Below are 20,945 nucleotides of genomic sequence, written 5' to 3'. Positions count from 1 at the left end.
CCGGCCCGGTATCGGCTCAGAGCGACTTGAGCAGGGTCTCGGCGCCGGACAGCTCGGCCTTCGAGGGGGTGTCCTCGACGTTGAGCACCCGCACCACGCCGTCGTCGACGAGCATCGCGTAGCGCTTCGAGCGCACGCCGAGGCCGAAGCCGGTCCCGTCCATGTCGAGGCCGAGCGCCCGGGCGAAGTCGCCGTTGCCGTCGGCGAGGAACTCGACGCCCTCGGCCGCGGCGCTCTTCGACCAGGCGTCGAGCACGAACACGTCGTTGACCGCGGTGACCAGGATCGCGTCGACGCCGCGGGCGAGGATCTCGTCGCGCTTGGCGACGTAGCCCGGCAGGTGGTTGCGGTGGCAGGTCGGGGTGAAGGCGCCGGGCACCGCCACCAGCACCACGCGGCGGCCCTTGAACAGGTCGTCGGTGGTCTTGGCGGCCGGGCCGTCCGGCGTCATCGTGCGGAAGGTCGCCTGGGGCAGCGCGTCGCCGACCTGGATCGTCATGGGGCTCTCCTGAGGAAATGGGCGGGCAGGCAGGGTCCGGGCTTAGCGTGGCGGTTCCCGGGTGTCGAGGCTCGGCCCCGGCGCGGGAGCGGCGGGCTCCGGCGCGCGTTTCCGGGATGGACAACGCCGGATCGGGGCGTAGCATGGTTCGTATGCGCAGCAGACCGCTTCAGGACGCCGCCTCCGGCGGAGGGCCGGCCCCCACCTATCTCGACGGGCAGCTCCTCGTCGCCATGCCGGGCATGGCCGACGAACGCTTCGCCCGCTCGGTCATCTACCTGTGCGCGCACTCGGCCGAGGGGGCGATGGGGATCATCGTCAACAAGGCGGCCGCCGACCTCAACATGCCCGATCTCCTGGTCCAGCTCGACATCATCGGCCAGGACGACGCCATCCGGCTGCCGAACCGGATCGGCCACATGCCGGTGCTGATGGGCGGTCCCGTGGAGGCGAGCCGGGGCTTCGTGCTGCACTCGCCCGACTTCCACATCGACCAGTCGACCCTGCTGATCGACGAGGGCATCTGCCTCACCGCCACCGTCGAGATCCTGCGGGCGATCGCCCACGGCCAGGGGCCGGCGAGCGCGGTGCTGGCGCTCGGCTATGCCGGCTGGCAGGCCGGCCAGCTCGAGAGCGAGATCCAGGCCAACGGCTGGCTGCACTGCCCGGCCGATCCGGACCTGATCTTCAACCCCGCCCTCGACTCCAAGTACGACCGGGCGCTGCGCACCATCGGCATCGAGCCGGCGATGCTGTCGGCCAGCATCGGGCACGCCTGACGGATCACGGCTCCACGGTCACTGGTCCGCGGCGCCCTCGAAGCCGCCCGGATTGGCGCCCTCCACCGTCGGAGCCGGCCGGCGCCGGGCCGGGCGCGGGGCGGCGCTGGCGGTCGGGGCCGCACCGGCCATGCCGAGCCGGGCGGCGAGCGCCAGGGCGCGGCCCTCGGTGAAGCGCACGTGGCAGTAGCCGTGCGTCCCCTCGCGGACGTAGGAGCGGCACATCAGCTCGCGGTCGGACGAGAACGCCGCCTGCTCGGTCACGATCGGGCGCACGTCCTCGCGCCGCGCCCGCTGGGTCATCACCTTGTAGTTCTCGCGCACCGCCTTGTCGGCGACGCCGCGGGCGGTGTCGAATTCCTGCGCCCGCGGAACCAGGGCGGCGGCGCCCGGCCCCCACAGGCCCTTCGGCGTCGCGGCGCAGTCGGCGGCCTGGAACACGCAGGTCTCGGATTCGGCCCCGCTGGTGACGAGGACGCTGCCGTCGAGAAGGTCGAACCGCAGCGGGCAGACCGCGTCGGCGCTGGTGAGGCGGGTGACGCCCTCGGCCCGGCCGCCGTCGTTGAGGACGATCGGGCTGCCGCCGGCGAGGGGCACCTGACACGATTCGGTCGGCTGCGAGACCTTGGTTCCGGCGAGCGTGATGCGGGCGCTGAAGCCGGCGGCGCCGCGCTCCAGCCGCAGGGAGCCGGCATTGCCGTTCTGCTGCAGGTCCTGGCCGAGCACGCTGTCGTCGGAGGGCGCCTTGAGCACCACGGGCTTGGGCGGCGCCGGCGGCGCCGGGGCGGGGCGGGGCGCGTCGGCCGGGGGCGCCTCGCCCGGCGCCCGGCCGCCGGGCACCGGGGCCGGCGGCACCGGGGGACGGGCGGCCCTGCCGATCCCGAACAGCTCCTCGAAGAAGGACTGCGCCGCGGCCGGGCCCGGCACCGCCATCAGGACGGCGAGGAGGGGGAGGAGGCGGAAGGGCTGCATCAGGCTCGGGCGCGTTTCCAGGCTTCGGGGCGGGCGGCTGCCCCCGTTGCGGGCCTCGGGGCCGAGGCCGGAGCGCCGCCCGAGGCGGGCGGGCCCGGCCGGTCCCTAAGCCGCCATCGGCGGTCTGTCACATGGTTTGCGCAGGAAATGACGCGATTCCAAGGCAGAAGCGCCACCCGCCGGCCTCCCGCCCACCGGCGCAAAGCCGGCTGGAACGAGCCCGCGGCCTCGCCTTGCGGCCCCTGAAGGGCCTTCTTATATCGGGTCCGGCACGGGCAGCGCCCTCGATCCTCGCTCTCAGCCGGATCGGGGTCCGGACGCAGCCCGCACCGGTTCAAGCACTCATTCGGAACCGCCATGGGCCGAGCTGCTTCGGGGCTCGGCGGTCTGCTTCAAGAACACCAACGAGGGATCCCACCATGGGTAAAGTGATCGGTATCGACCTTGGCACCACCAACAGCTGCGTGGCCGTGATGGAAGGCACGCAGCCCAAGGTCATCGAGAACGCGGAAGGCGCGCGCACCACCCCGTCGATCGTCGCCTTCACGGACGACGGCGAGCGTCTCGTCGGCCAGCCGGCCAAGCGCCAGGCGGTGACGAACCCCGAGCGCACCTTCTTCGCGATCAAGCGTCTCATCGGCCGCACCTTCGACGACCCGATGACGCAGAAGGACAAGGGCCTCGTCCCCTACAAGATCGTGCGCGCCGGCAACGGCGACGCCTGGGTCGACGCCGACGGCAAGCAGTACTCGCCGTCGCAGATCTCCGCCTTCACCCTGCAGAAGATGAAGGAGACCGCCGAGTCGTATCTCGGCGGCCCGGTCACCCAGGCGGTCATCACCGTCCCGGCCTACTTCAACGACGCCCAGCGCCAGGCGACCAAGGACGCCGGCAAGATCGCCGGCCTCGAGGTGCTGCGCATCATCAACGAGCCGACCGCGGCGGCGCTCGCCTACGGCCTCGACAAGAAGAAGTCCGGCCTGATCGCGGTCTACGACCTCGGCGGCGGCACCTTCGACGTCTCGGTCCTCGAGATCGGCGACGGCGTGTTCGAGGTGAAGTCGACCAACGGCGATACGTTCCTCGGCGGCGAGGATTTCGACAACCGCATCGTCGAGTACCTGTCGGCCGAGTTCAAGCGCGAGCAGGGCATCGACCTGACCAAGGACAAGCTCGCCCTCCAGCGCCTCAAGGAGGCGGCCGAGAAGGCCAAGATCGAGCTGTCCTCGGCGACCCAGACCGAGATCAACCTGCCCTACATCACCGCCGACGCGAGCGGGCCGAAGCACCTCGCGCTCAAGCTCAGCCGGGCGAAGTACGAGTCCCTCGTCGACGACCTCGTGCAGCGCACGATGGAGCCGTGCCGCAAGGCGCTCAAGGACGCGGGCGTCACCGCGGCCGAGATCGACGAGGTGGTGCTGGTCGGCGGCATGACCCGCATGCCGAAGGTGCAGGAGGTGGTGAAGACCTTCTTCGGCAAGGAGCCCCACAAGGGCGTCAACCCGGACGAGGTCGTGGCGATCGGCGCCGCGGTGCAGGCGGGCGTGCTCCAGGGCGACGTCAAGGACGTGCTACTCCTCGACGTGACCCCGCTGTCGCTCGGCATCGAGACCCTCGGCGGCGTGTTCACCCGCCTCATCGACCGCAACACCACCATCCCGACCAAGAAGTCGCAGGTGTTCTCGACGGCGGAGGACAACCAGAACGCGGTCACCATCCGGGTCTTCCAGGGTGAGCGCGAGATGGCGGCCGACAACAAGCTGCTCGGCCAGTTCGACCTCGTCGGCATCCCGCCGGCGCCCCGCGGCCTGCCGCAGATCGAGGTGACCTTCGACATCGACGCCAACGGCATCGTCAACGTGACGGCCAAGGACAAGGCGACGGGCAAGGAGCACCAGATCCGCATCCAGGCCTCGGGCGGCCTGTCCGACGCCGACATCCAGCGCATGGTCCAGGAGGCCGAGGCCAACGCCGCCGACGACAAGAAGCGGCGCGAGCTGGTCGAGGTGAAGAACCAGGGCGAGAGCCTCGTCCATGCCACCGAGAAGTCGGTGAAGGAGTACGGCGACAAGGTCTCCGAGGCCGACCGCGCCGGCATCACCACGGCGATCGACGCCCTGCGTCAGGCGCTCGCGGCCGAGGACGTCGAGACCATCAAGTCCCGCACCACGGACCTGATGCAGGCCTCGATGAAGCTCGGCGAGGCGATGTACGCGGCGCAAGGCGCGGCGGCGGCGGCCGGCGAGGGCGCTCCGGGCGCCGGGGCCGGCACCGGCGAGGCCAAGAAGGACGACGTCATCGACGCCGACTTCCAGGAAGTCGACGACAAGGACCAGAAGAAGCGGGCGTAACGGCCGCTCGCGGCGGGCGCAGGACTTGCAGGTCCTGACTTGCAGGTCCCGCGCCCGCGGCTCTTGTTCAGGAACCCGACGCGACCGCGATCCCCGGGACGAGCCGTGCCGGGGATCGCGCCGCGTCATCGAGAATGACGACCCGAGCGGGGGTTTGGGGACGGGGAATGTCGAAGCGCGACTATTACGAGGTGCTGGGCGTCGCGAAGACGGCGAGCGACGGTGAGTTGAAGGTGGCCTTCCGCAAGCTCGCGATGGTCCACCACCCCGACCGGAACCCCGGCGACAAGGAGGCCGAGCTCAAGTTCAAGGAGCTCAACGAGGCCTACCAATGCCTCTCCGACGGGCAGAAGCGCGCCGCCTACGACCGCTTCGGCCACGCCGCCTTCTCGCAGGGCGGGGCGGGAGGACCCGGATTCGGCAACGAGTTCGGCGACTTCATGTCGGACATCTTCGACACCTTCTTCGGCGACGCCCGCGGCGGGCCCGGCGGCGGTGGCGGCGCCCGGGCGGGTCGCGGCGGCGGCGCCTCCGGCCGCGAGCGCGGCGCCGACCTGCGCTACAACCTCGAGATCACCCTCGAGGAGGCGTTCTCCGGCAAGACCGAGACGATCCGGATGCCGACCGCTGTGACCTGCGAGGTCTGCGGCGGCTCGGGCGCCAAGGCCGGCTCCAAGCCCAAGACCTGCGGCACCTGCGGCGGCTACGGAAGGGTGCGGGCGGCGCAGGGCTTCTTCGCCATCGAGCGCACCTGCCCGACCTGCCTCGGCCGCGGCGAGATCATCGAGGATCCCTGCACCGCCTGCAGCGGCGCCGGGCGGGTGACCCGGGAGCGCTCGCTCTCGGTCAACGTGCCGGCGGGCGTCGACGACGGCCTGCGCATCCGGCTCGCCGGCGAGGGCGAGTCGGGCCTGCGCGGCGGCCCGGCGGGCGACCTCTACATCTTCCTGTCGATCAAGCCGCATCCGTTCTTCCAGCGCGACGGCGCCGACCTCTTCTGCCGGGTGCCGATCTCGATGGTGACGGCGGCGCTCGCCGGCGAGATCACCGTGCCGGTGATCGACGGCTCGAACACCCAGGTCCGCATCCCGGCCGGAACCCAGACCAACAAGCAGTTCCGCCTCAAGGGCAAGGGCATGCCGGTCCTGCGCTCGCGCGACGTCGGCGACCTCTACATCCAGGTCTTCGTCGAGACGCCGCAGAACCTCACCCGGCGCCAGCGCGAGCTGCTGCAGGAATTCGACCAGCACGGCACCGCCGCCGACAACCACCCCGAGAGCACCGGCTTCTTCTCCCGGGTGAAGGAGTTCTTCGACGGCCTGAGCGGCGGCGCCGGCCGGAGCTGATCCGGCACCATTCCGCCGGGTCGCGACGGACCGGCGGAATGTTGCGCGTTCCCGCCGCAACCGTGGGCGCTCCGGTGCGTTCTACGCCGCAGGGCGCCGGAGCCCTCCTTCAGGCACGACCGCTTGTGGCCGCCGGGCATCTCGGACGGGTGGGGATTTTCCCGCCGCCGCACCCAGGCTTGACGGCAGCATTCGTTTAGCCGACAGGCGTTCCGTCCTGCGCGTGTTTCTCAAGGGTCTCGGGTCTTGCCGCTGCCTCGCCGAACGAATGCCAAAGCGGTTGCGGTCTCGCGCAGCGCCTTTCCCGAGCGGCGCGACCTTCTGGAGGACGAGGCGCGCTTCCTGCGCTCCTGGTTCGAGCGCCCGCTGGTCACCGGCGCGGTGACCCCGTCGGGGAAGATGCTGGCGCGGACCATGGCGTCCTACGTCGATCCGCAATGCCCCGGGCCGGTGATCGAACTCGGTCCCGGCACCGGCCCGGTCACCGATGCCCTGGTGCGCCGCGGCATCAGCCCCGACCGGCTGGTGCTGGTCGAGTACAATCCCGACTTCTGCGAGTTGCTGCGCCGCCGCTTCCCCGGCGCGCGGGTGCTGCGCGGCGACGCCTACAACCTGCGCGACACGCTGGCCGGCCTCCTCGACGAGCCGGGCTGCGCCACGATCTCCAGCCTGCCGCTGTTCACCAAGCCGATGGAGCAGCGCCTCGGCCTCCTGCGCGACGCCCACGACCTGATGCACCCGGACGCGCCGTTCATCCAGTTCACCTACGCGGTGGTGCCGCCGATCCCGGAGCGCTCCTCGGCCTACACGGCGAGCCGCTCCAACAAGGTCTGGCTCAACCTGCCACCGGCCCGGGTCTGGGTCTACCGGCGGCCCTGACGGCCGCGGCAGCGGCAGCGGCCCCTGCCGTCAGCGCCCCTGCTGGCCGATCGCCGCGAGCACCTTGGCGTTGAGGCTGAGGTCGAGGTCGACGAGCGGGAACACCGACTTCACCTTGCGCAACCGGTCGGCGAGCTGGAGCACGCCGGCCGGGATCGGCCGCGGCTCCGGCGGAGCCGCGTCGAGGCCGAGCGCGTCGTAGACCATCGCGGCGTAGTCGTCCCAGTGCTGCTGGTGCCCGACCACGTCGAAGCGCGACAGGGTCTCGATCGCGCCGACCCAGTGCTTGGGCGCGAAGGCCTCGTCGGGCCGCGCGCAGGCCAGGGCCCGGGTCATCGGGTTGGCGAGCCAGGCGAAGCTCTTCTGCTCGATCTGGTCGAACGCCTTCTTCATCGCGGCGGCGTCCTCGAGGTTCAGCTCGACCGCGAACAGGCACGGGTCGAGGACGTGCTCGACCCGCCACCATTGCGAGCGGTCCTCGGCCACCTGGGCGAACCGGCGCAGCCACAGCAGGCGCTTGGCCAGCTCGACGTAGGGATCGACCACCAGGATCGTGCGCAGGAACTCGTTCTTGCTGACGAGGTCCTCGTAGCGCTTGAACAGCACATTGCCGTGCAAGTACAGCGAGTTGGTGTACTGCACGTCGAAGACACAGCGCAGGACGTCGTGGTGCATGGCGTCGAGGCCGAAATACGACGCCTGGAACCGGGCGTGCAGGTCGTCGCGCAGCCCGTTGGCCTGGTCGATGGTGTAGTCGAGCGCCAGCAGCCGGCGCGGCGTCGCGCCGAGCAGGTCCGAGCGGCTGTAGAGCAGCACGTTGGTGTCGGTGTCGTGGATCTCGACGTGCCGCGCCCCGGAGAGGTCGGGGCAGGTCTCGCCGTTGAGGTCGAACCCGCACCGCCCGGTGGCGTGCCAGCCCCACTCCTTGAGCTGGGTGAAGTCGACATGCGCCTCGATGGTGCGATGCCGGCTCCGGTCGAGGCTCACGCGGATGCTCGGGACCTTCCGCATGTCGACCGGCGCGACCCAGAGATTGATGTGGCTCGGGGTAATCGCGTTGATGTGGAACAGCATGGTCCGGCTTGTACCAGCGATGGGGGAGGCTGACAGCCAGGAGGCGCGAAAAACGGGGTCCGGTTCACTCGCCCGCCGTCGGCGGTCGCGGGTCCGGCGCGGGGAGCGCCGGGGGCAGCCGCTGCAGGACCCGCTGCACCTGCAGCGCGCTCCAGGTCCCGCCGCGGGCCGCCGGGATGCCGCGCGCGTCGAGGGCGGCGGCGATCTGGCCGGGCGACCGCGCACCCTCCCGGCGCACCTCGGCGATGATCGGCGCGAGGTCGGCGGCGCGGTCGTTGCTGAGCTGCGTGCGCCGGGCGCGGCCGCGGATCCGGCCCTCCTCCTGCCGCGACAGGTTCTGCGGGCTGCCGAGCCGGACGCCCCGGGCCTTGGCGGCGGCGAGCGCCTTGCGGGTCCGGTCGGAGACGAGCCCGGCCTCCAGCTCGGCCACCGCCGCCATCTGGGTCAGCAGGAAGCGGCCGGTCGGCCCCTCGATCTGCGGCAGGTCGCAGAACCGCACCTCGATCCCGGCCTCCAGCAGCGAGGACAGGAACGCCACCGAGCGGGTGAGGCGCGAGACGTTGGCGACGATCAGCACCGCGCGCATCGCCCGGCAGCGGGCGAGGGCGGCGGCGAGTTCGGGCCGGTCGGCCCGCTTTCCGCTCTCGACCTCGATGAACTCGCCGACGAGGTCCCAGCCCCCGCCGGCGAGGTACTCGGCGACCGTCCGGCGCTGGGCCTCGAGGCCGAGGCCGGAGACCGCCTGCCTGCCGGTGGAGACGCGCAAATACGAGATGAAGCGGGTCTGGGCCATGGCGGTGCCTCGGGCTCAGCTCGCGGGCTTGGAGCCGATCTTCAGCGCCTCGACCGAGGGATGGCCGTGCTTCCGCAGGGCGGCGTCGATCCCCTCCATGATGACGTCGTGGATCTTCACGTCGCGGGCGAAGGCGATCTCGCGCAGCCGGCGGTGCACCTCCCGGGGCAGGTAGATCGAGGTGTGCACGATGTCGGGCCGCGCCCGGCGGGCCGGCGCGGCCTTCTCCGGCTCCGGCGCGCCGTTCGGCAGGTCGAGGCCCCCGATGATGCTCGGCCGCTTGGTCATCTCGCCTTCGCCTTCCTGTCGATCCAGTTCCACAATGCGCGGATCTCGCCGGCCGCCTTGCCGGCCGGCGCGTATTCGGTGACGCCCCGGCCCGCGGCCATGGCGTCCTGGTGGTCGGCCCGCAGGGTCAGGGCCGGCTCGGCCAGGACGCCGAACATGCCGAGCCCGTTCGCCGCCTCGGCGGCGCGGCCCGAGCGGCCGGGCGGGCACTGGTTGAGCACGAAGGCGAAGCGGTCGCGCATCCCGAGCCGCAGCAGCGCCTCGATCGTCGGCATCGTCGCCTGGAGGTCGAGGCGCGACGGGCGGGCGGGGACCAGGGCGAGGTCGGCGGCCTGCATCGCGAGGTTGCCGCCGGTCGAGGCGATGCCGGCGGTGTCGAGCACCGCCAGGGTGAAGCCCCGGCCCTTCAGCGCCGCGAGGATCGCCGGCAGGTCGGCGAGCCGGTCGGGGCCGAGGCGGTCGACCGCCGGCGCCTCGGCCTCGCGCGCCTCGCCCCAGGCCGAGAGCGAGCCCTGCGGGTCGAGGTCGAGGGCGACGACGCGCTCGCCGGCCTGCGCCGCGGCAGCCGCCAGGGAGGCGGCGAGCGTCGTCTTGCCGGCTCCGCCCTTCTGGGTGACGAACACGACCGTCCGCATGATCCCCCGCGCGATGCTGTCGCGTCGTCGAGCCGTGATGCTGTGCCGTCGAGGGTGCTAGACCTCGGCCAGGGCCGTCTCCAGCAGGCCCAGCGCCTCGGCGACGGCCCGGCGCCGGACCTCGCCGCGGCCGAGGTCGCCGTAGCGGCATTCGAGGTGCCGGGTCGCCCGGCCGGCGGCCAGAAGGCCGAAATGCACCAGCCCGACCGGCTTGGCCGCCGACGCGCCGCCCGGGCCGGCGATGCCGGTGATCGCGAGCGCCACGTCGGCGCGCGACTGCGCCAGGGCGCCCTCGGCCATCGCCCGCGCCACCGGCTCACTCACCGCGCCGTGCTCGGCGATCAGCCCGAAATCGACGCCGAGCACCTCGGCCTTCGCTTCGTTGGAATAGGTGACGAAGCCGCGCTCGACCACCGCCGAGGAGCCCGCGACCTCGGTGAGCAGGCCGGCGAGCAGGCCGCCGGTGCAGGATTCCGCCGTGACGATGCGGCGCTGGCGCTCGCGATAGGCGGCGATCAGCACGCCCGCCCGGGTGACGAGGGCCGCGTCGGCGATCACGCGGCGGCTCCCGCCGGAGCGGCGCCCGCGAGGGGGGCGTCCTCGGCCGGCAGCCGCAGGGTCGCGGCGGCCTGGGCGGCGAGCCCCTCGGCGCGGCCGACGAAGCCGAGCTGTTCGGTCGTGGTCGCCTTGATCGACACCGCCGAGACCGGCACCCCGGCGACCTCGGCGATGCGGGCGCGGATCGCCTCGCGGTGCTGGCCGACCCGGGGCGCCTCGGCCAGCACCGTGACGTCGAGGTGGTCGATCACGCCGCCGCGCTCGCGCACCCGGCGCACCGCGTCGGCGAGGAACCGGTCGGAGGAGGCGCCGCGCCAGCGCGGGTCGCTCGGCGGGAAGTGCACGCCGATGTCGCCGTCGGCGAGGGCGCCGAGGATCGCGTCGGTCAGGGCGTGCAGCACCACGTCGCCGTCGGAATGGGCGAGCACGCCGCGATCGGCCGGGATGCGCACGCCGCCGAGCCAGACGTGGTCGCCCTCCGTGAAGGCGTGGACGTCGAAGCCGGTGCCGAGGCGGGTCAGGAGGGTCATGGCGGATCCGTCGGATGCGGGCGAGGGCAGGGCGGCGGGACCGGCGGGCGCCGAGAAGACGGGCGCCGAAAAGGCGCGGTCCGCCTCGTCGAGGTCCGACGCCTGGGTGATCTTGCGGTTGCGCGGGTCGCCGTCGAACACGAAGACCGGCAGCCCGGCCCATTCGGCGAGGGCGCCGTCGTCGGTGAAGCCCTCGAGCCCCTCGGCCGCGGCGGCGCGGTGGGCCTCGACCAGGGCCGCGAAGGCGAAGGCCTGCGGGGTCTGGACCGCCCGGAGCGCGTCCCGCGGCGGCGTCCCGCGCACCCGGCCGTCGGGATCGACGATCTTGATCGTGTCGGTCACCGCGACCCCCGGGACCGCGGCGCGGTGGGCGCGGGCGGCCGCGATCGCCCGGTCGATCAGCGCCCGGTCGACGAAGGGGCGGGCGGCGTCGTGGACGAGGACGTGGTCGGGCGCGCCGGCGCCCGCGAGGGCCTCGAGCCCGGCCCGCACCGAGATCTGCCGGGTCGCGCCGCCCTCGACCGGCGCGGCGAGGCGGGAGCGGACCGCCTGCGGCAGGTCGGCGAGGCACTCCCCGTAGAACGCCGCGGCGTCGCCGGCGATCACCGGCTGGATCCGCGCGATCTCCGGATGCGCGGCCAGCGCCGCGAGCGTGCGGGTGAGGACCGCCTGCCCGGCGACCCGCCGGTACTGTTTCGGGGTGCCGCCGCCGACGCGGATGCCGCGTCCCGCGGCGACGACCACCGCGGCAGTCTGTGACATGGATGCGGACGCCTCTCGGGCCTTCTCCGTCACGGCGCCGTCGGCGCTCCGTCACGAAAAATGCGGGATACGGTGTAACCTGGGGCGGGGCGCATTCCAACCTGCCGCCCGCTCCGGGCGCTCGGCGGGGCCTCGGCCCCGGGACGCCCGCTCCTTACGGGCGGCTCCGCGCAAAATCAAATCGGTGCGCCGCTCCCGAACAGTGCTTGCGTCCGGACGGCTTTTGGCTATTTGCTAGGCACAATGACGATTGAACATTATTTGAGCGGGAAGGGGACGCGGGATCGGCTGGCAGCGCTGCCGCCCGCCGTCCTGCTGGCACCCCTGTCCGGCGTCACCGACCTTCACCTGCGCCGCATCGCGCGCCGCCTCGGCGCCACCGCCGTCGTCTCCGAGATGGTGGCGGCGGAGGATCTGGTGCGCGGCGATGCCGAGTCGCGCCTGCGCGCCGAGGGCGAGGGCGTGCTGCCGCACGTCGTCCAGCTCGCCGGCTGCGACCCGCACTGGATGGCCGAGGGCGCCCGCCTCGCCGAGGCCAACGGCGCCGACGCGATCGACGTCAACATGGGCTGCCCGGCCAAGACCGTCACCGGCGGGCAGGCCGGCTCGGCGCTGATGCGCGACCTCGACCACGCCGAGCGGCTGCTGGCGGCGGTGCGCGGGGCGGTGCGGGTGCCGGTCACCGTCAAGATGCGGCTCGGCTGGGACCACGCCTCGCTCAACGCGCCGGACCTCGCCCGGCGGGCGGAGCGGCTCGGCTACGCCGCCGTGACGGTGCACGGCCGCACCCGGCAGCAATTCTACACCGGCCGGGCCGACTGGGCGGCGATCCGCGCGGTCGCCGGGGCGGTGGCGATCCCGGTCGTCGCCAACGGCGACATCGCGAGCCTCGACGAGGCCCGCGCCTGCCTGTCCGCCTCGGGGGCCGCCGCGGTGATGATCGGGCGGGCGGCGGTCGGCCGGCCCTGGCTCGTCGGGGCGGTCGCCGCCGGGCTCGCCGGACGCCCGGCCCCGGCGCTGCCGCCCGGCGAGCGGGCGGCGCTGGCCGCGGAGCATTACGAGGGCCTCCTCGCCCTCTACGGCGCCCGGATGGGGGTGCGCCATGCCCGCAAGCACCTCGCGGCCTATGCCGACCACGGCGGCGGCCTCGACGCCGGCGAGCGCCGCGCCCTCGTCACCACCACCGAACCCGCGGAGGCCCTGCGCCTGCTCGGCCGCGCCTTTTCCCCGGCGGCGCTGGCGGCATGACGGCCGATGTCCAGTCCCGCCGCCCCCGAACCCGGAGAGCCGACGCGATGAGCGCGCCGACGAGCGAGCTGATCATCAACGCGCTGCCGCTGCCGGTGCTGACCATCGGCCCGGACGAGCGCATCCTCCAGGTCAACATGGCGGCGGAGCACTTCTTCGACCATTCCCGCCGCCTGATGCAGCGCCAGCGCCTGCGCGACATCATCCCGTTCTCCTCGCCGATCATCGCGCTGGTCGCCGAGGTGCGCCGGCGCCGGGCCAGCGTCAGCGAGTACCGGGTCGATCTCGGCCTGCCGCGCTCCGGCCAGGAGCGCAGCGTCGACGTGTTCGCGACCCATCTCGACGACGACACCGTGGTGCTGATGCTCCAGGAGCGCACCATCGCCGACAAGATGAACCGCCAGCTCACCCACCGGCAGGCGGCGCGCTCGATGGTGGCGCTCGGCGCGATGCTCGCCCACGAGATCAAGAACCCGCTCGCCGGCATCCGCGGCGCCGCCCAGCTCCTCGAACAGTCCGGCAGCGAGGACGACCGCCTGCTCACCCGGCTGATCTGCGACGAGTCCGACCGCATCGTGCGCCTCGTCGAGCGGATGGAGCTGTTCGGCGACGAGCGCCCGGTCGAGCGCGGCGCCGTCAACGTCCACGGCGTGCTCGATCAGGTGAAGCGCTCGGCCCAGTCGGGCTTTGCCCGCCACATCCGCTTCGTCGAGAACTACGATCCGTCGCTGCCGCCGGTGCTCGGCAACCGCGACCAGCTCGTCCAGGTGATCCTCAACCTGGTCAAGAACGCCGCCGAGGCGGTCGGGGCCGACGCGGTCGACGGCGAGATCACCCTCTCGACCGCCTTCCGCACCGGCCTGCGCCTGCAGGTGCCGGGCTCGCGCGAGCGGGTCAGCCTGCCGATCGAGGTCGCGGTGCGCGACAACGGCCCGGGCGTCCCGCCCGAGCTGCTGCCGGACCTGTTCGACCCCTTCGTCACCACCAAGGCGCAGGGGTCGGGCCTCGGCCTCGCCCTCGTCGCCAAGATCGTCGGCGACCACGGCGGCATCGTCGAGTGCGATCCCGCCCCCCGCCGCACCACCTTCCGCGTGCTCCTGCCGATGTCCCACGCCCGCGACGGACGTGAATCGGCGCCGGATTCCGAGTGACCATGCCCAACGGACACATCATCGTCGCCGACGACGACGCCGCCATCCGCACCGTGCTCAACCAGGCGCTGTCGCGCGCCGGCTACGAGGTGCGCTCGACCGGCAACGCCGCCACCCTGTGGCGGTGGGTGGCTCAAGGGGAGGGCGACCTCGTCATCACCGACGTGGTGATGCCCGACGAGAACGCCTTCGACCTCTTGCCGCGCATCAAGCGGGTGCGGCCGGACCTGCCGATCATCGTGATGAGCGCCCAGAACACGTTCATGACGGCGATCCGGGCCTCGGAGCGCGGGGCCTACGAGTACCTGCCCAAGCCCTTCGACCTGAAGGAGCTGATCGCCATCGTCGGGCGCGCCCTGTCGCGCCCCCGCGGCACCGCCGCCCCGGGCGCCGCGCCGGAGAACGAGGACATCCCGCTCGTCGGCCGCTCGCCGGCGATGCAGGAGATCTACCGCGCGCTCGCCCGGCTGATGCCGACCGACCTCACCGTGATGATCACCGGCGAATCCGGCACCGGCAAGGAGCTGGTCGCCCGCGCGCTGCACGATTACGGCCGGCGCCGCTCCGGCCCGTTCGTGCCGGTCAACATGGCGGCGATCCCCCGCGACCTCATCGAATCCGAGCTGTTCGGCCACGAGAAGGGCGCCTTCACGGGCGCCACCGCCCGCTCGGCCGGGCGCTTCGAGCAGGCCGAGGGCGGCACGCTGTTCCTCGACGAGATCGGCGACATGCCGATGGAGGCCCAGACCCGGCTGCTGCGGGTGCTCCAGCAGGGCGAGTACACCACCGTCGGCGGCCGGGTGCCGATCAAGACCAACGTCCGCATCATCGCGGCGACCAACAAGGACCTGAGGATCTCGATCCAGCAGGGCATCTTCCGCGAGGACCTGTTCTTCCGCCTCAACGTCGTGCCGCTGCGCCTGCCGGCCCTGCGCGAGCGCTCGGAGGACGTCCCCGACCTCGTGCGCCACTTCTTCACCCTGGTCGAGCGCGAGGGCCTGAGCCGCAAGCAGCTCGACAACGACGCGATGGAGCGGCTGAAGCGCTACCGCTGGCCGGGCAACGTGCGCGAGCTGGAAAACCTCGTGCGCCGCCTCGCCGCCCTCTACCCGCAGGAGACGATCACCGGCCCGGTGATCGAGGCCGAGCTCGACACCCTGCCGCTCGCCGCCCCGGCCCAGGGCAACGCCCGCAAGACCGGCCCGGACGGGGAGGGGCTGTCGGCGGCGGTGGAGCGCCACCTCGCCGACTACTTCTCGGGCTATCGCGACACCCTGCCGCCGCCCGGGCTCTACCACCGCATCCTGCGCGAGATCGAGGGGCCGCTGATCGGCGCGGCGCTCGCCGCGACCCGGGGCAACCAGATCCGCGCCGCGGAACTGCTCGGGGTCAACCGCAACACCCTGCGCAAGAAGGTCCGCGACCTCGACCTGCAGGTGTTCCGCACCCCGCGCTGAGCCGGCGAGCGCCCCTATCGCGGGGTGCCCACGGACCCGACGGGCATGCGCCGCCGCGGCGGCAGCCAGCTGCAATCGTCGTTCGCCGCCCGGTCGGGGCAGGGGTGATACTCGTCGACCAGCCCGCCGGCGGACAGGAGCGTCCATCCGTGCGCCGTGAGCCGGGGAGCCGGCCCCGCCACCGTTCCGTTGCCGCGCCGCGCGCGCCGCGCGCCCGCCGTCCTCCTGGTGATCTTCGACATCTCCGTGCCGCGCCTCGGTTGTCCGCCGTTCTGTCGTGCCGCAACGATTGGGTGGCCGCGCCGCGCGCCCTGTCAACACGCCCGCCCGGCCCCTGAGACGGACAGACAAGAAGTTCGGACGCTCGGACGCATCCGCGCGGGCGCGGCGGACGCCTGTGGCCGAAAGCCGTCATACGAAATCCGGATGATCGCTTCGCGACGCGGATTTCGACTCCGCTCGGGCGCCGCGCCGCGGCGCGCGCCCGACGCACCTGCCGTAGAGGACTGTGGCGAGATGCCGTGCATTGTTCGCAGGCACATGACCGGGCGAACTGCGGGATCGAAATAATGACTGTCCGATGAGGCGGCAGCTTGCAGCTTTCCTTAAGTCGTATATGATAATCGGGACTCGGAAGCCGCCTCATCCCAGGAAAAGACATGGACCCGCACGATCCCGCCGATCCATCCGCGACCCTCGCGCTGGTCTCCGACATCGTGTCCGCCTACGTGGCGAACAACAGCGTCCCCATGGGTGATCTTGCCGGCCTGATCCAGGGTGTGCACGACGCGCTCGCAAGACTCGGAACCGAGCCCGCACAGGCCGCCGAGAAGCCGGTTCCACCGGTGCCGATCCGCAAGACGATCACTCCGGACTACCTCATCAGCCTCGAGGACGGTCAGCGCTACCGCACCCTCAAGCGCCATCTCTCCGGCCGCGGGCTCACGCCCGAGCAGTACCGCCGCAAGTGGGGCCTGCCGCCGGACTACCCGATGGTCGCCGCCAACTACGCCGCCCAGCGCTCCGAACTCGCCAAGAGCATCGGGCTCGGCCAGAAGCCGGTTCCCCGCCGCTCCCGGTCGACCGAGGCGGCCTGAGCGACGCCGGTTTCCGCATCGCGAATCGATCCTGCAGGGATCGCCAAGCGATCAACCGGAAACCGTCTGACGCCGCGAGGGACCCGGACCGCTCTCCTCGTCGGCGGCCCGACCCGTATTAATTTCGCCACACTGTAGTGGCCTCGCATCATGAATGCTGTTCTCCCGCCGCATCCGTGATTCGGGCCCGACCGCCGCCCCGGAGGCCGCGCCCCCCCGGGGGCCGGGCTGGTTCGGGGCCCTCGTGGCCGTGGTGGCGCTGGCGCTGGCGCTGGCCACCTTCCTGATCCTCGTCGGTGCGACGCCGATCACCCCGGTCCATCAGGTCGTGGTGGCGCTGCTGCTCGGCAACGTCGCCCTGGTGATCGGCCTGATCGTGGTGATCGCCTGGGAGGCGCGGGTGTTCCTGCGCGCCCGGCGCGGCAACGCCGCGGTCGCGCGCCTGCACACCCGCATCGTCGGCCTGTTCAGCCTCATCGCGACCCTGCCGACGATCCTGCTCGCCGTCGTCGCCTCGATCACCCTCGAACGCGGCCTGTCGCCCTGGTTCTCCGACCGGATGCGCAACGTCGTGCTGATGTCGGTCGACGTCGCCGACGCCTACCTCACCAACCAGTGCCAGAGCCTCGCCCGCGAGGCGCGCATCCTCAGCGACGACCTCACCCGCGCCCGCCCGGCCTTCGAGGTCGAGCGGGTGTGGTTCGAGGCGTTCCTGACCACCCGCGCCGCCGCCCTCGGCCTGCCGGTCGCCCGCATCATGCGGTCGCCCGAGGAGACCGTGGCGCGGGCCAACATCGACGTGCTGACCAACCCGCCGATCCCCTCGCAGGCCGATTTCGAGGACGCGGCCAAGTCCCCCGACCCGACCTGCCTGCTGCCGCGCACCGGGCGGATCTTCGGCGCGCTGCTGAAGCTGCCGGCCTACGGCGACGCCTTCCTGCTGATCGAGCGCGAGGTGACCCGCCTCGCGGTCGAGTTCCCGGGCGTGTCGCGGGCGGCGGCGACGGAGTTCCTCACCATCGATGCCGGGCGGCGCAGCGTGCAGATCGCCTTCGCGACGATGTTCGCCCTCATCGCGTTGATCGCCCTGCTGTCGGCGGTGTGGTTCGGGCTCAACTTCGCCAACCGCTTCGTCGCGCCGATCCGCCGGCTCATCAACGCCGCCGATCAGGTCGCGTCGGGCAATTTCTACGCCCAGGTGCCGTTCCGCAAGACCGAGGGCGACCTCCAGCACCTCGGCGAGAGCTTCAACAAGATGACGCAGGAGCTGCGCCGCCAGCGCAACGACCTCGTCGAGGCCCGCGACCAGATGGACCGCCGCCGCCGCTTCACCGAGGCGGTGCTCGCCGGCGTGCCGGCCGGCGTCATCGGCATCGACGGGGCCGGCGTGGTGACCATCGCCAACCCGTCGACCGAGCGGATCCTCGGCCTGAGCCGCGGCGAGCTCGTCGGCCAGCCGCTCGCGGCCGCCCTGCCGGAACTCGCCGAGGCCGGCGAGGGCCGCATCCGCCCGGGCCAGAAGCAGATCCAGATCGTGCGCAACGGCCGCGAGCGCACCATCGACGTGCGGGTGGCGAGCGAGCAGGCCCAGAACGGCGACACGAGGGGCGGCGACCGCAGAGGCGGCGACGGCGGCGGCGACCGCGGCCACGTCGTCACCCTCGACGACATCACCGACCTCGTCGCCGCCCAGCGCACCTCGGCCTGGGCCGACGTCGCCCGCCGCATCGCCCACGAGATCAAGAATCCGCTGACCCCGATCCAGCTCTCGGCCGAGCGCATCCGGCGCAAGTACGGCAAGGTCATCACCACCGACAAGGAGGTGTTCGACCAGTGCACCGCCACGATCGTGCGTCAGGTCGACGACATCAAGCGGATGGTCGACGAGTTCTCGTCGTTCGCCCGGATGCCCAAGCCGGCGATCGCCCGCAACGACCTGACCGAGATCGCCAAGCAGAACCTGTTCATGATGCGGGTCGCGCATCCCGACATCACGTTCACGATGCGCGAGGGCGGCGAGCGGGTCAGCGCCGCCTTCGACACGCGGCTGCTGTCGCAGGCGATCACCAACATCCTCAAGAACGCCGTCGAGGCGGTGCAGGCGGTGCCCGAGGACGTCCGCGGCCAGGGCCGCATCGACCTGCGGCTCGCCGAGGAGGGCGAGGCCGTGGTGATCGAGATCACCGACAACGGAAAAGGCTTTCCGGCGGAAGGGCGCCAGCGGCTGCTGGAGCCCTATATGACGACCCGCGAGGGGGGAACCGGCCTCGGATTGGCGATCGTGAGCAAGGTCTTGGAAGAGCACGGCGGCGGCATCGAGCTGAACGACAACCCGCAGGGGCGGGGAGGGCAGGTGCGCCTGCGCCTCCTGCGCGAGGTCCGGCCCGCCGCGGCAGGGGCGGCCGCGGCGCGCGGCGCGGGGCGGCCGGAGACGATCGGCTCGTGACGGGCCGCCGGTTCGCTCCGCGGGCGGCGGTCCCGCGGATTTCACACGACGACAGGGAGCGGGCCGGCCACCCGCCGGGCGGGGGAGGCACGAGACAGCGATGAGCGCCGATATTCTGATCGTGGACGACGAGGCCGACATCCGCGACCTCGTCGCCGGCATCCTCGACGACGAGGGCCACCGGACCCGCACCGCCGGCTCCTCCGACGAGGCGCTGGCGGCGATCGAGTCGCGCCGGCCCCACCTCGTCTTCCTCGACATCTGGCTCCAGGGCTCGCGCCTCGACGGGCTGCAGGTGCTCGACCTCGTCAAGGCCCAGCACCCGGACCTGCCGGTGGTGATGATCTCGGGCCACGGCAACATCGAGACCGCGGTCTCGGCGATCAAGGCCGGCGCCTACGACTTCATCGAGAAGCCGTTCAAGGCCGACCGGCTGATCCTCGTCGCCGAGCGGGCGCTGGAGGCCTCGCGGCTCAAGCGCGAGGTGCGCGACCTCAAGGCGCGCTCGGGGCAGGCGAGCCGGATCGTCGGCGCCTCGGTGGCGGCCAACCAGTTGCGCCAGACCGTCGAGCGCGTCGCCCCGACCAACGCCCGGGTGATGATCTCGGGCGCCCCGGGCTCGGGCAAGGAACTGTCGGCGCGCACCATCCACGCCGCCTCGACCCGGGCGAGCGGGCCGTTCGTGGTCATCAACGCCGCCACCATCACGCCGGACACGATGGAGGCCGAGCTGTTCGGGATCGAAGCCGCCGAGGGCCGGTCCCGGCGGGTCGGCGCCCTCGAGGAGGCCCATGGCGGCACCCTCTACATCGACGAGGTCGCGGACATGCCCCGCGAGACCCAGAACCGCATCCTGCGGGTGCTCGTCGACCAGAACTTCCAGCGCGTCGGCGGCACCACCCGGGTCCATGTCGACGTGCGCATCATCTCGTCGTCGTCCCGCGACCTGCAGGAGGAGATCGCCGGCGGCCGCTTCCGCGAGGACCTCTTTCACCGCCTCAGCGTCGTGCCGATCCGGGTGCCGTCGCTGGCCGAGCGCCGCGAGGACGTGCCCGAGCTGATCGCGTTCTTCATGGAGCAGATCTCGGGGGCGAGCGGCCTGCCGCAGCGGCGCATCGCCGCCGACGCGATGGCGGTGCTGCAGTCGCACGACTGGCCCGGCAACGTCCGCCAGTTGCGCAACAACGTCGAGCGGCTGATGATCCTCACCCAGGGCGACCCCGAGACCGAGGTGACGACCGAGATGCTGCCGAGCGAGGTCGGCGCCCTGGTGCCGACGACGCCGAGCGGGGCGGGGGGCGAGAAGCTGATGAGCCTCGCCCTGCGCGAGGCCCGCGAGATCTTCGAGCGCGAGTACCTCGTCGCCCAGATCGCCCGGTTCTCCGGCAACATCTCCCGCACCGCCGAGTTCATCGGCATGGAGCGCTCGGCCCTGCACCGCAAGCTCAAGTCCCTCGGCATCGGCGCCTGAGCGACCGCGCCGGCTGCCCGTGCGGGAGCCGGCGCGATCTGCTACAAGCGCCGAATGGTCGCGCCTGCGCGGCCATGCCGGCCGGAAGCCCCGGACGACGCCGCGCCCGCGCAAGTCCCCCCTTGCGCCGGGGCGAGCTTCGCCGTGTAATGGTCTCCGCCGGGTCCCGGGCCGCGCGCCGCGCGGTCCGCACACATCACGGAGCGACCCGTCATCCGGGACCGGCAGCGGGTTCAAAAGGACAAGAAGAATGGCGGGCGAACGCGCTCAGAACCTCCAGGACACCTTCCTCAACCACGTTCGCAAGAACAAGATCCCGCTCACGATCTTCCTGGTCAACGGCGTCAAGCTGCAGGGCGTGGTGACCTGGTTCGACAACTTCTGCGTGCTGCTGCGTCGGGACGGGCACTCGCAGCTGGTCTACAAGCACGCGATCTCGACGATCATGCCCGGGCATCCGGTGCAATTGTTCGAGCAGGGCGAGGAGGGCGCCGAGAAGGCGTAGCCCTTCGGCGGTTTTCCGGGGCGGGACGCTTGATCGCGGCCCGTCGCCTCCCAACCTCATCGTGAGGCGCGGTCTCCCGTCGGAGCGCACGCCGGCGGGAGGAA

At 72.2% G+C, this 20,945-nt stretch carries 19 protein-coding genes; 11 read left to right on the top strand and 8 right to left on the bottom strand.

Annotation, left to right across the window (positions count from 1 at the left end):
* Window positions 1–16: 16 nt before the first annotated feature.
* Window positions 17–499 carry a peroxiredoxin gene (locus EOE48_RS22805; protein ID WP_127733184.1) on the bottom strand — a complete coding sequence of 161 codons (483 nt, stop codon included), beginning with the start codon at window positions 497–499 and terminating at the stop codon, window positions 17–19.
* Between the two features lie 143 nt (window positions 500–642).
* Here EOE48_RS22805 and EOE48_RS22800 point away from each other — a divergent pair, with 143 nt between their 5' ends.
* A complete protein-coding gene (locus EOE48_RS22800) occupies window positions 643–1,278 on the top strand; it encodes a YqgE/AlgH family protein (RefSeq protein WP_425463684.1) in 636 nt (211 codons plus the stop codon).
* An 18-nt stretch (window positions 1,279–1,296) separates the two neighbouring features.
* Here EOE48_RS22800 and EOE48_RS22795 read toward each other — a convergent pair whose 3' ends face one another.
* Window positions 1,297–2,250: a hypothetical protein gene (locus EOE48_RS22795; RefSeq protein WP_127733182.1), complete on the bottom strand. Its 954-nt coding sequence runs from the start codon at window positions 2,248–2,250 to the stop codon at window positions 1,297–1,299.
* Between the two features lie 419 nt (window positions 2,251–2,669).
* Here EOE48_RS22795 and dnaK point away from each other — a divergent pair, with 419 nt between their 5' ends.
* The 3 genes from dnaK to EOE48_RS22780 all read left to right on the top strand — a co-directional run bounded on the left by dnaK (window position 2,670) and on the right by EOE48_RS22780 (window position 6,826).
* Complete coding sequence (gene dnaK, locus EOE48_RS22790; RefSeq protein WP_127733181.1) at window positions 2,670–4,601, top strand: molecular chaperone DnaK; 1,932 nt, start codon at window positions 2,670–2,672, stop codon at window positions 4,599–4,601.
* A 167-nt stretch (window positions 4,602–4,768) separates the two neighbouring features.
* Complete coding sequence (gene dnaJ / locus EOE48_RS22785; RefSeq protein ID WP_127733180.1) at window positions 4,769–5,947, top strand: molecular chaperone DnaJ; 1,179 nt, start codon at window positions 4,769–4,771, stop codon at window positions 5,945–5,947.
* A gap of 246 nt (window positions 5,948–6,193) precedes the next feature.
* A complete protein-coding gene (locus EOE48_RS22780) occupies window positions 6,194–6,826 on the top strand; it encodes a class I SAM-dependent methyltransferase (protein ID WP_127733179.1) in 633 nt (210 codons plus the stop codon).
* A gap of 30 nt (window positions 6,827–6,856) precedes the next feature.
* Here the strand turns inward: EOE48_RS22780 and EOE48_RS22775 are convergent, their stop codons facing one another.
* From EOE48_RS22775 to EOE48_RS22750, 6 genes are all read right to left on the bottom strand, one after another.
* Window positions 6,857–7,900: a hypothetical protein gene (locus tag EOE48_RS22775; RefSeq protein ID WP_127733178.1), complete on the bottom strand. Its 1,044-nt coding sequence runs from the start codon at window positions 7,898–7,900 to the stop codon at window positions 6,857–6,859.
* Window positions 7,901–7,964: 64 nt separating this feature from the next.
* Window positions 7,965–8,693: a recombinase family protein gene (locus EOE48_RS22770; protein ID WP_127733177.1), complete on the bottom strand. Its 729-nt coding sequence runs from the start codon at window positions 8,691–8,693 to the stop codon at window positions 7,965–7,967.
* A gap of 15 nt (window positions 8,694–8,708) precedes the next feature.
* Window positions 8,709–8,981, bottom strand: coding sequence for a hypothetical protein (locus EOE48_RS22765; RefSeq protein WP_127733176.1), 273 nt, complete (start codon window positions 8,979–8,981; stop codon window positions 8,709–8,711).
* A complete protein-coding gene (locus EOE48_RS22760; RefSeq protein ID WP_127733175.1) occupies window positions 8,978–9,616 on the bottom strand; it encodes a nucleotide-binding protein in 639 nt (212 codons plus the stop codon). The genes EOE48_RS22765 and EOE48_RS22760 overlap by 4 nt, the downstream gene beginning before the upstream one ends.
* A gap of 57 nt (window positions 9,617–9,673) precedes the next feature.
* The gene (locus EOE48_RS22755; RefSeq protein WP_127733174.1) at window positions 9,674–10,174 is read right to left on the bottom strand and encodes a CinA family protein; all 501 of its coding nucleotides are present in this window, start codon (window positions 10,172–10,174) and stop codon (window positions 9,674–9,676) included.
* Window positions 10,171–11,466 (bottom strand): bifunctional 2-C-methyl-D-erythritol 4-phosphate cytidylyltransferase/2-C-methyl-D-erythritol 2,4-cyclodiphosphate synthase, encoded by a 1,296-nt coding sequence (locus EOE48_RS22750; RefSeq protein ID WP_127733173.1) that lies wholly within the window; start codon window positions 11,464–11,466, stop codon window positions 10,171–10,173. The genes EOE48_RS22755 and EOE48_RS22750 overlap by 4 nt, the downstream gene beginning before the upstream one ends.
* Window positions 11,467–11,709: 243 nt before the next feature.
* Between EOE48_RS22750 and dusB the strand changes: the two genes are divergently transcribed.
* From dusB to hfq, 7 genes are all read left to right on the top strand, one after another.
* A complete protein-coding gene (gene dusB / locus EOE48_RS22745) occupies window positions 11,710–12,714 on the top strand; it encodes a tRNA dihydrouridine synthase DusB (protein WP_127733172.1) in 1,005 nt (334 codons plus the stop codon).
* Between the two features lie 47 nt (window positions 12,715–12,761).
* The gene (locus tag EOE48_RS22740) at window positions 12,762–13,865 is read left to right on the top strand and encodes a two-component system sensor histidine kinase NtrB (RefSeq protein WP_187371515.1); all 1,104 of its coding nucleotides are present in this window, start codon (window positions 12,762–12,764) and stop codon (window positions 13,863–13,865) included.
* A 2-nt stretch (window positions 13,866–13,867) separates the two neighbouring features.
* Window positions 13,868–15,322 carry a nitrogen regulation protein NR(I) gene (gene ntrC, locus EOE48_RS22735; RefSeq protein WP_127733170.1) on the top strand — a complete coding sequence of 485 codons (1,455 nt, stop codon included), beginning with the start codon at window positions 13,868–13,870 and terminating at the stop codon, window positions 15,320–15,322.
* 659 nt (window positions 15,323–15,981) lie between these two features.
* Window positions 15,982–16,419 (top strand): Ros/MucR family transcriptional regulator, encoded by a 438-nt coding sequence (locus tag EOE48_RS22730; protein ID WP_127733169.1) that lies wholly within the window; start codon window positions 15,982–15,984, stop codon window positions 16,417–16,419.
* Window positions 16,420–16,573: 154 nt separating this feature from the next.
* Window positions 16,574–18,865 carry a sensor histidine kinase NtrY-like gene (locus tag EOE48_RS22725; protein ID WP_127733168.1) on the top strand — a complete coding sequence of 764 codons (2,292 nt, stop codon included), beginning with the start codon at window positions 16,574–16,576 and terminating at the stop codon, window positions 18,863–18,865.
* 100 nt (window positions 18,866–18,965) lie between these two features.
* Window positions 18,966–20,336, top strand: coding sequence for a nitrogen assimilation response regulator NtrX (gene ntrX, locus EOE48_RS22720; protein WP_127733167.1), 1,371 nt, complete (start codon window positions 18,966–18,968; stop codon window positions 20,334–20,336).
* Between the two features lie 250 nt (window positions 20,337–20,586).
* Entirely contained in the window at window positions 20,587–20,841 is a 255-nt protein-coding gene (hfq, locus tag EOE48_RS22715; RefSeq protein WP_048429571.1) for an RNA chaperone Hfq, read from the top strand.
* Window positions 20,842–20,945: the final 104 nt, after the last annotated feature.

Source organism: Methylobacterium oryzihabitans (assembly GCF_004004555.2).
Lineage (GTDB): Bacteria > Pseudomonadota > Alphaproteobacteria > Rhizobiales > Beijerinckiaceae > Methylobacterium > Methylobacterium oryzihabitans.
The sequence above is the reverse complement of the archived record's forward strand: the minus strand, read 5'-3'. Positions and strand labels throughout refer to the sequence as shown.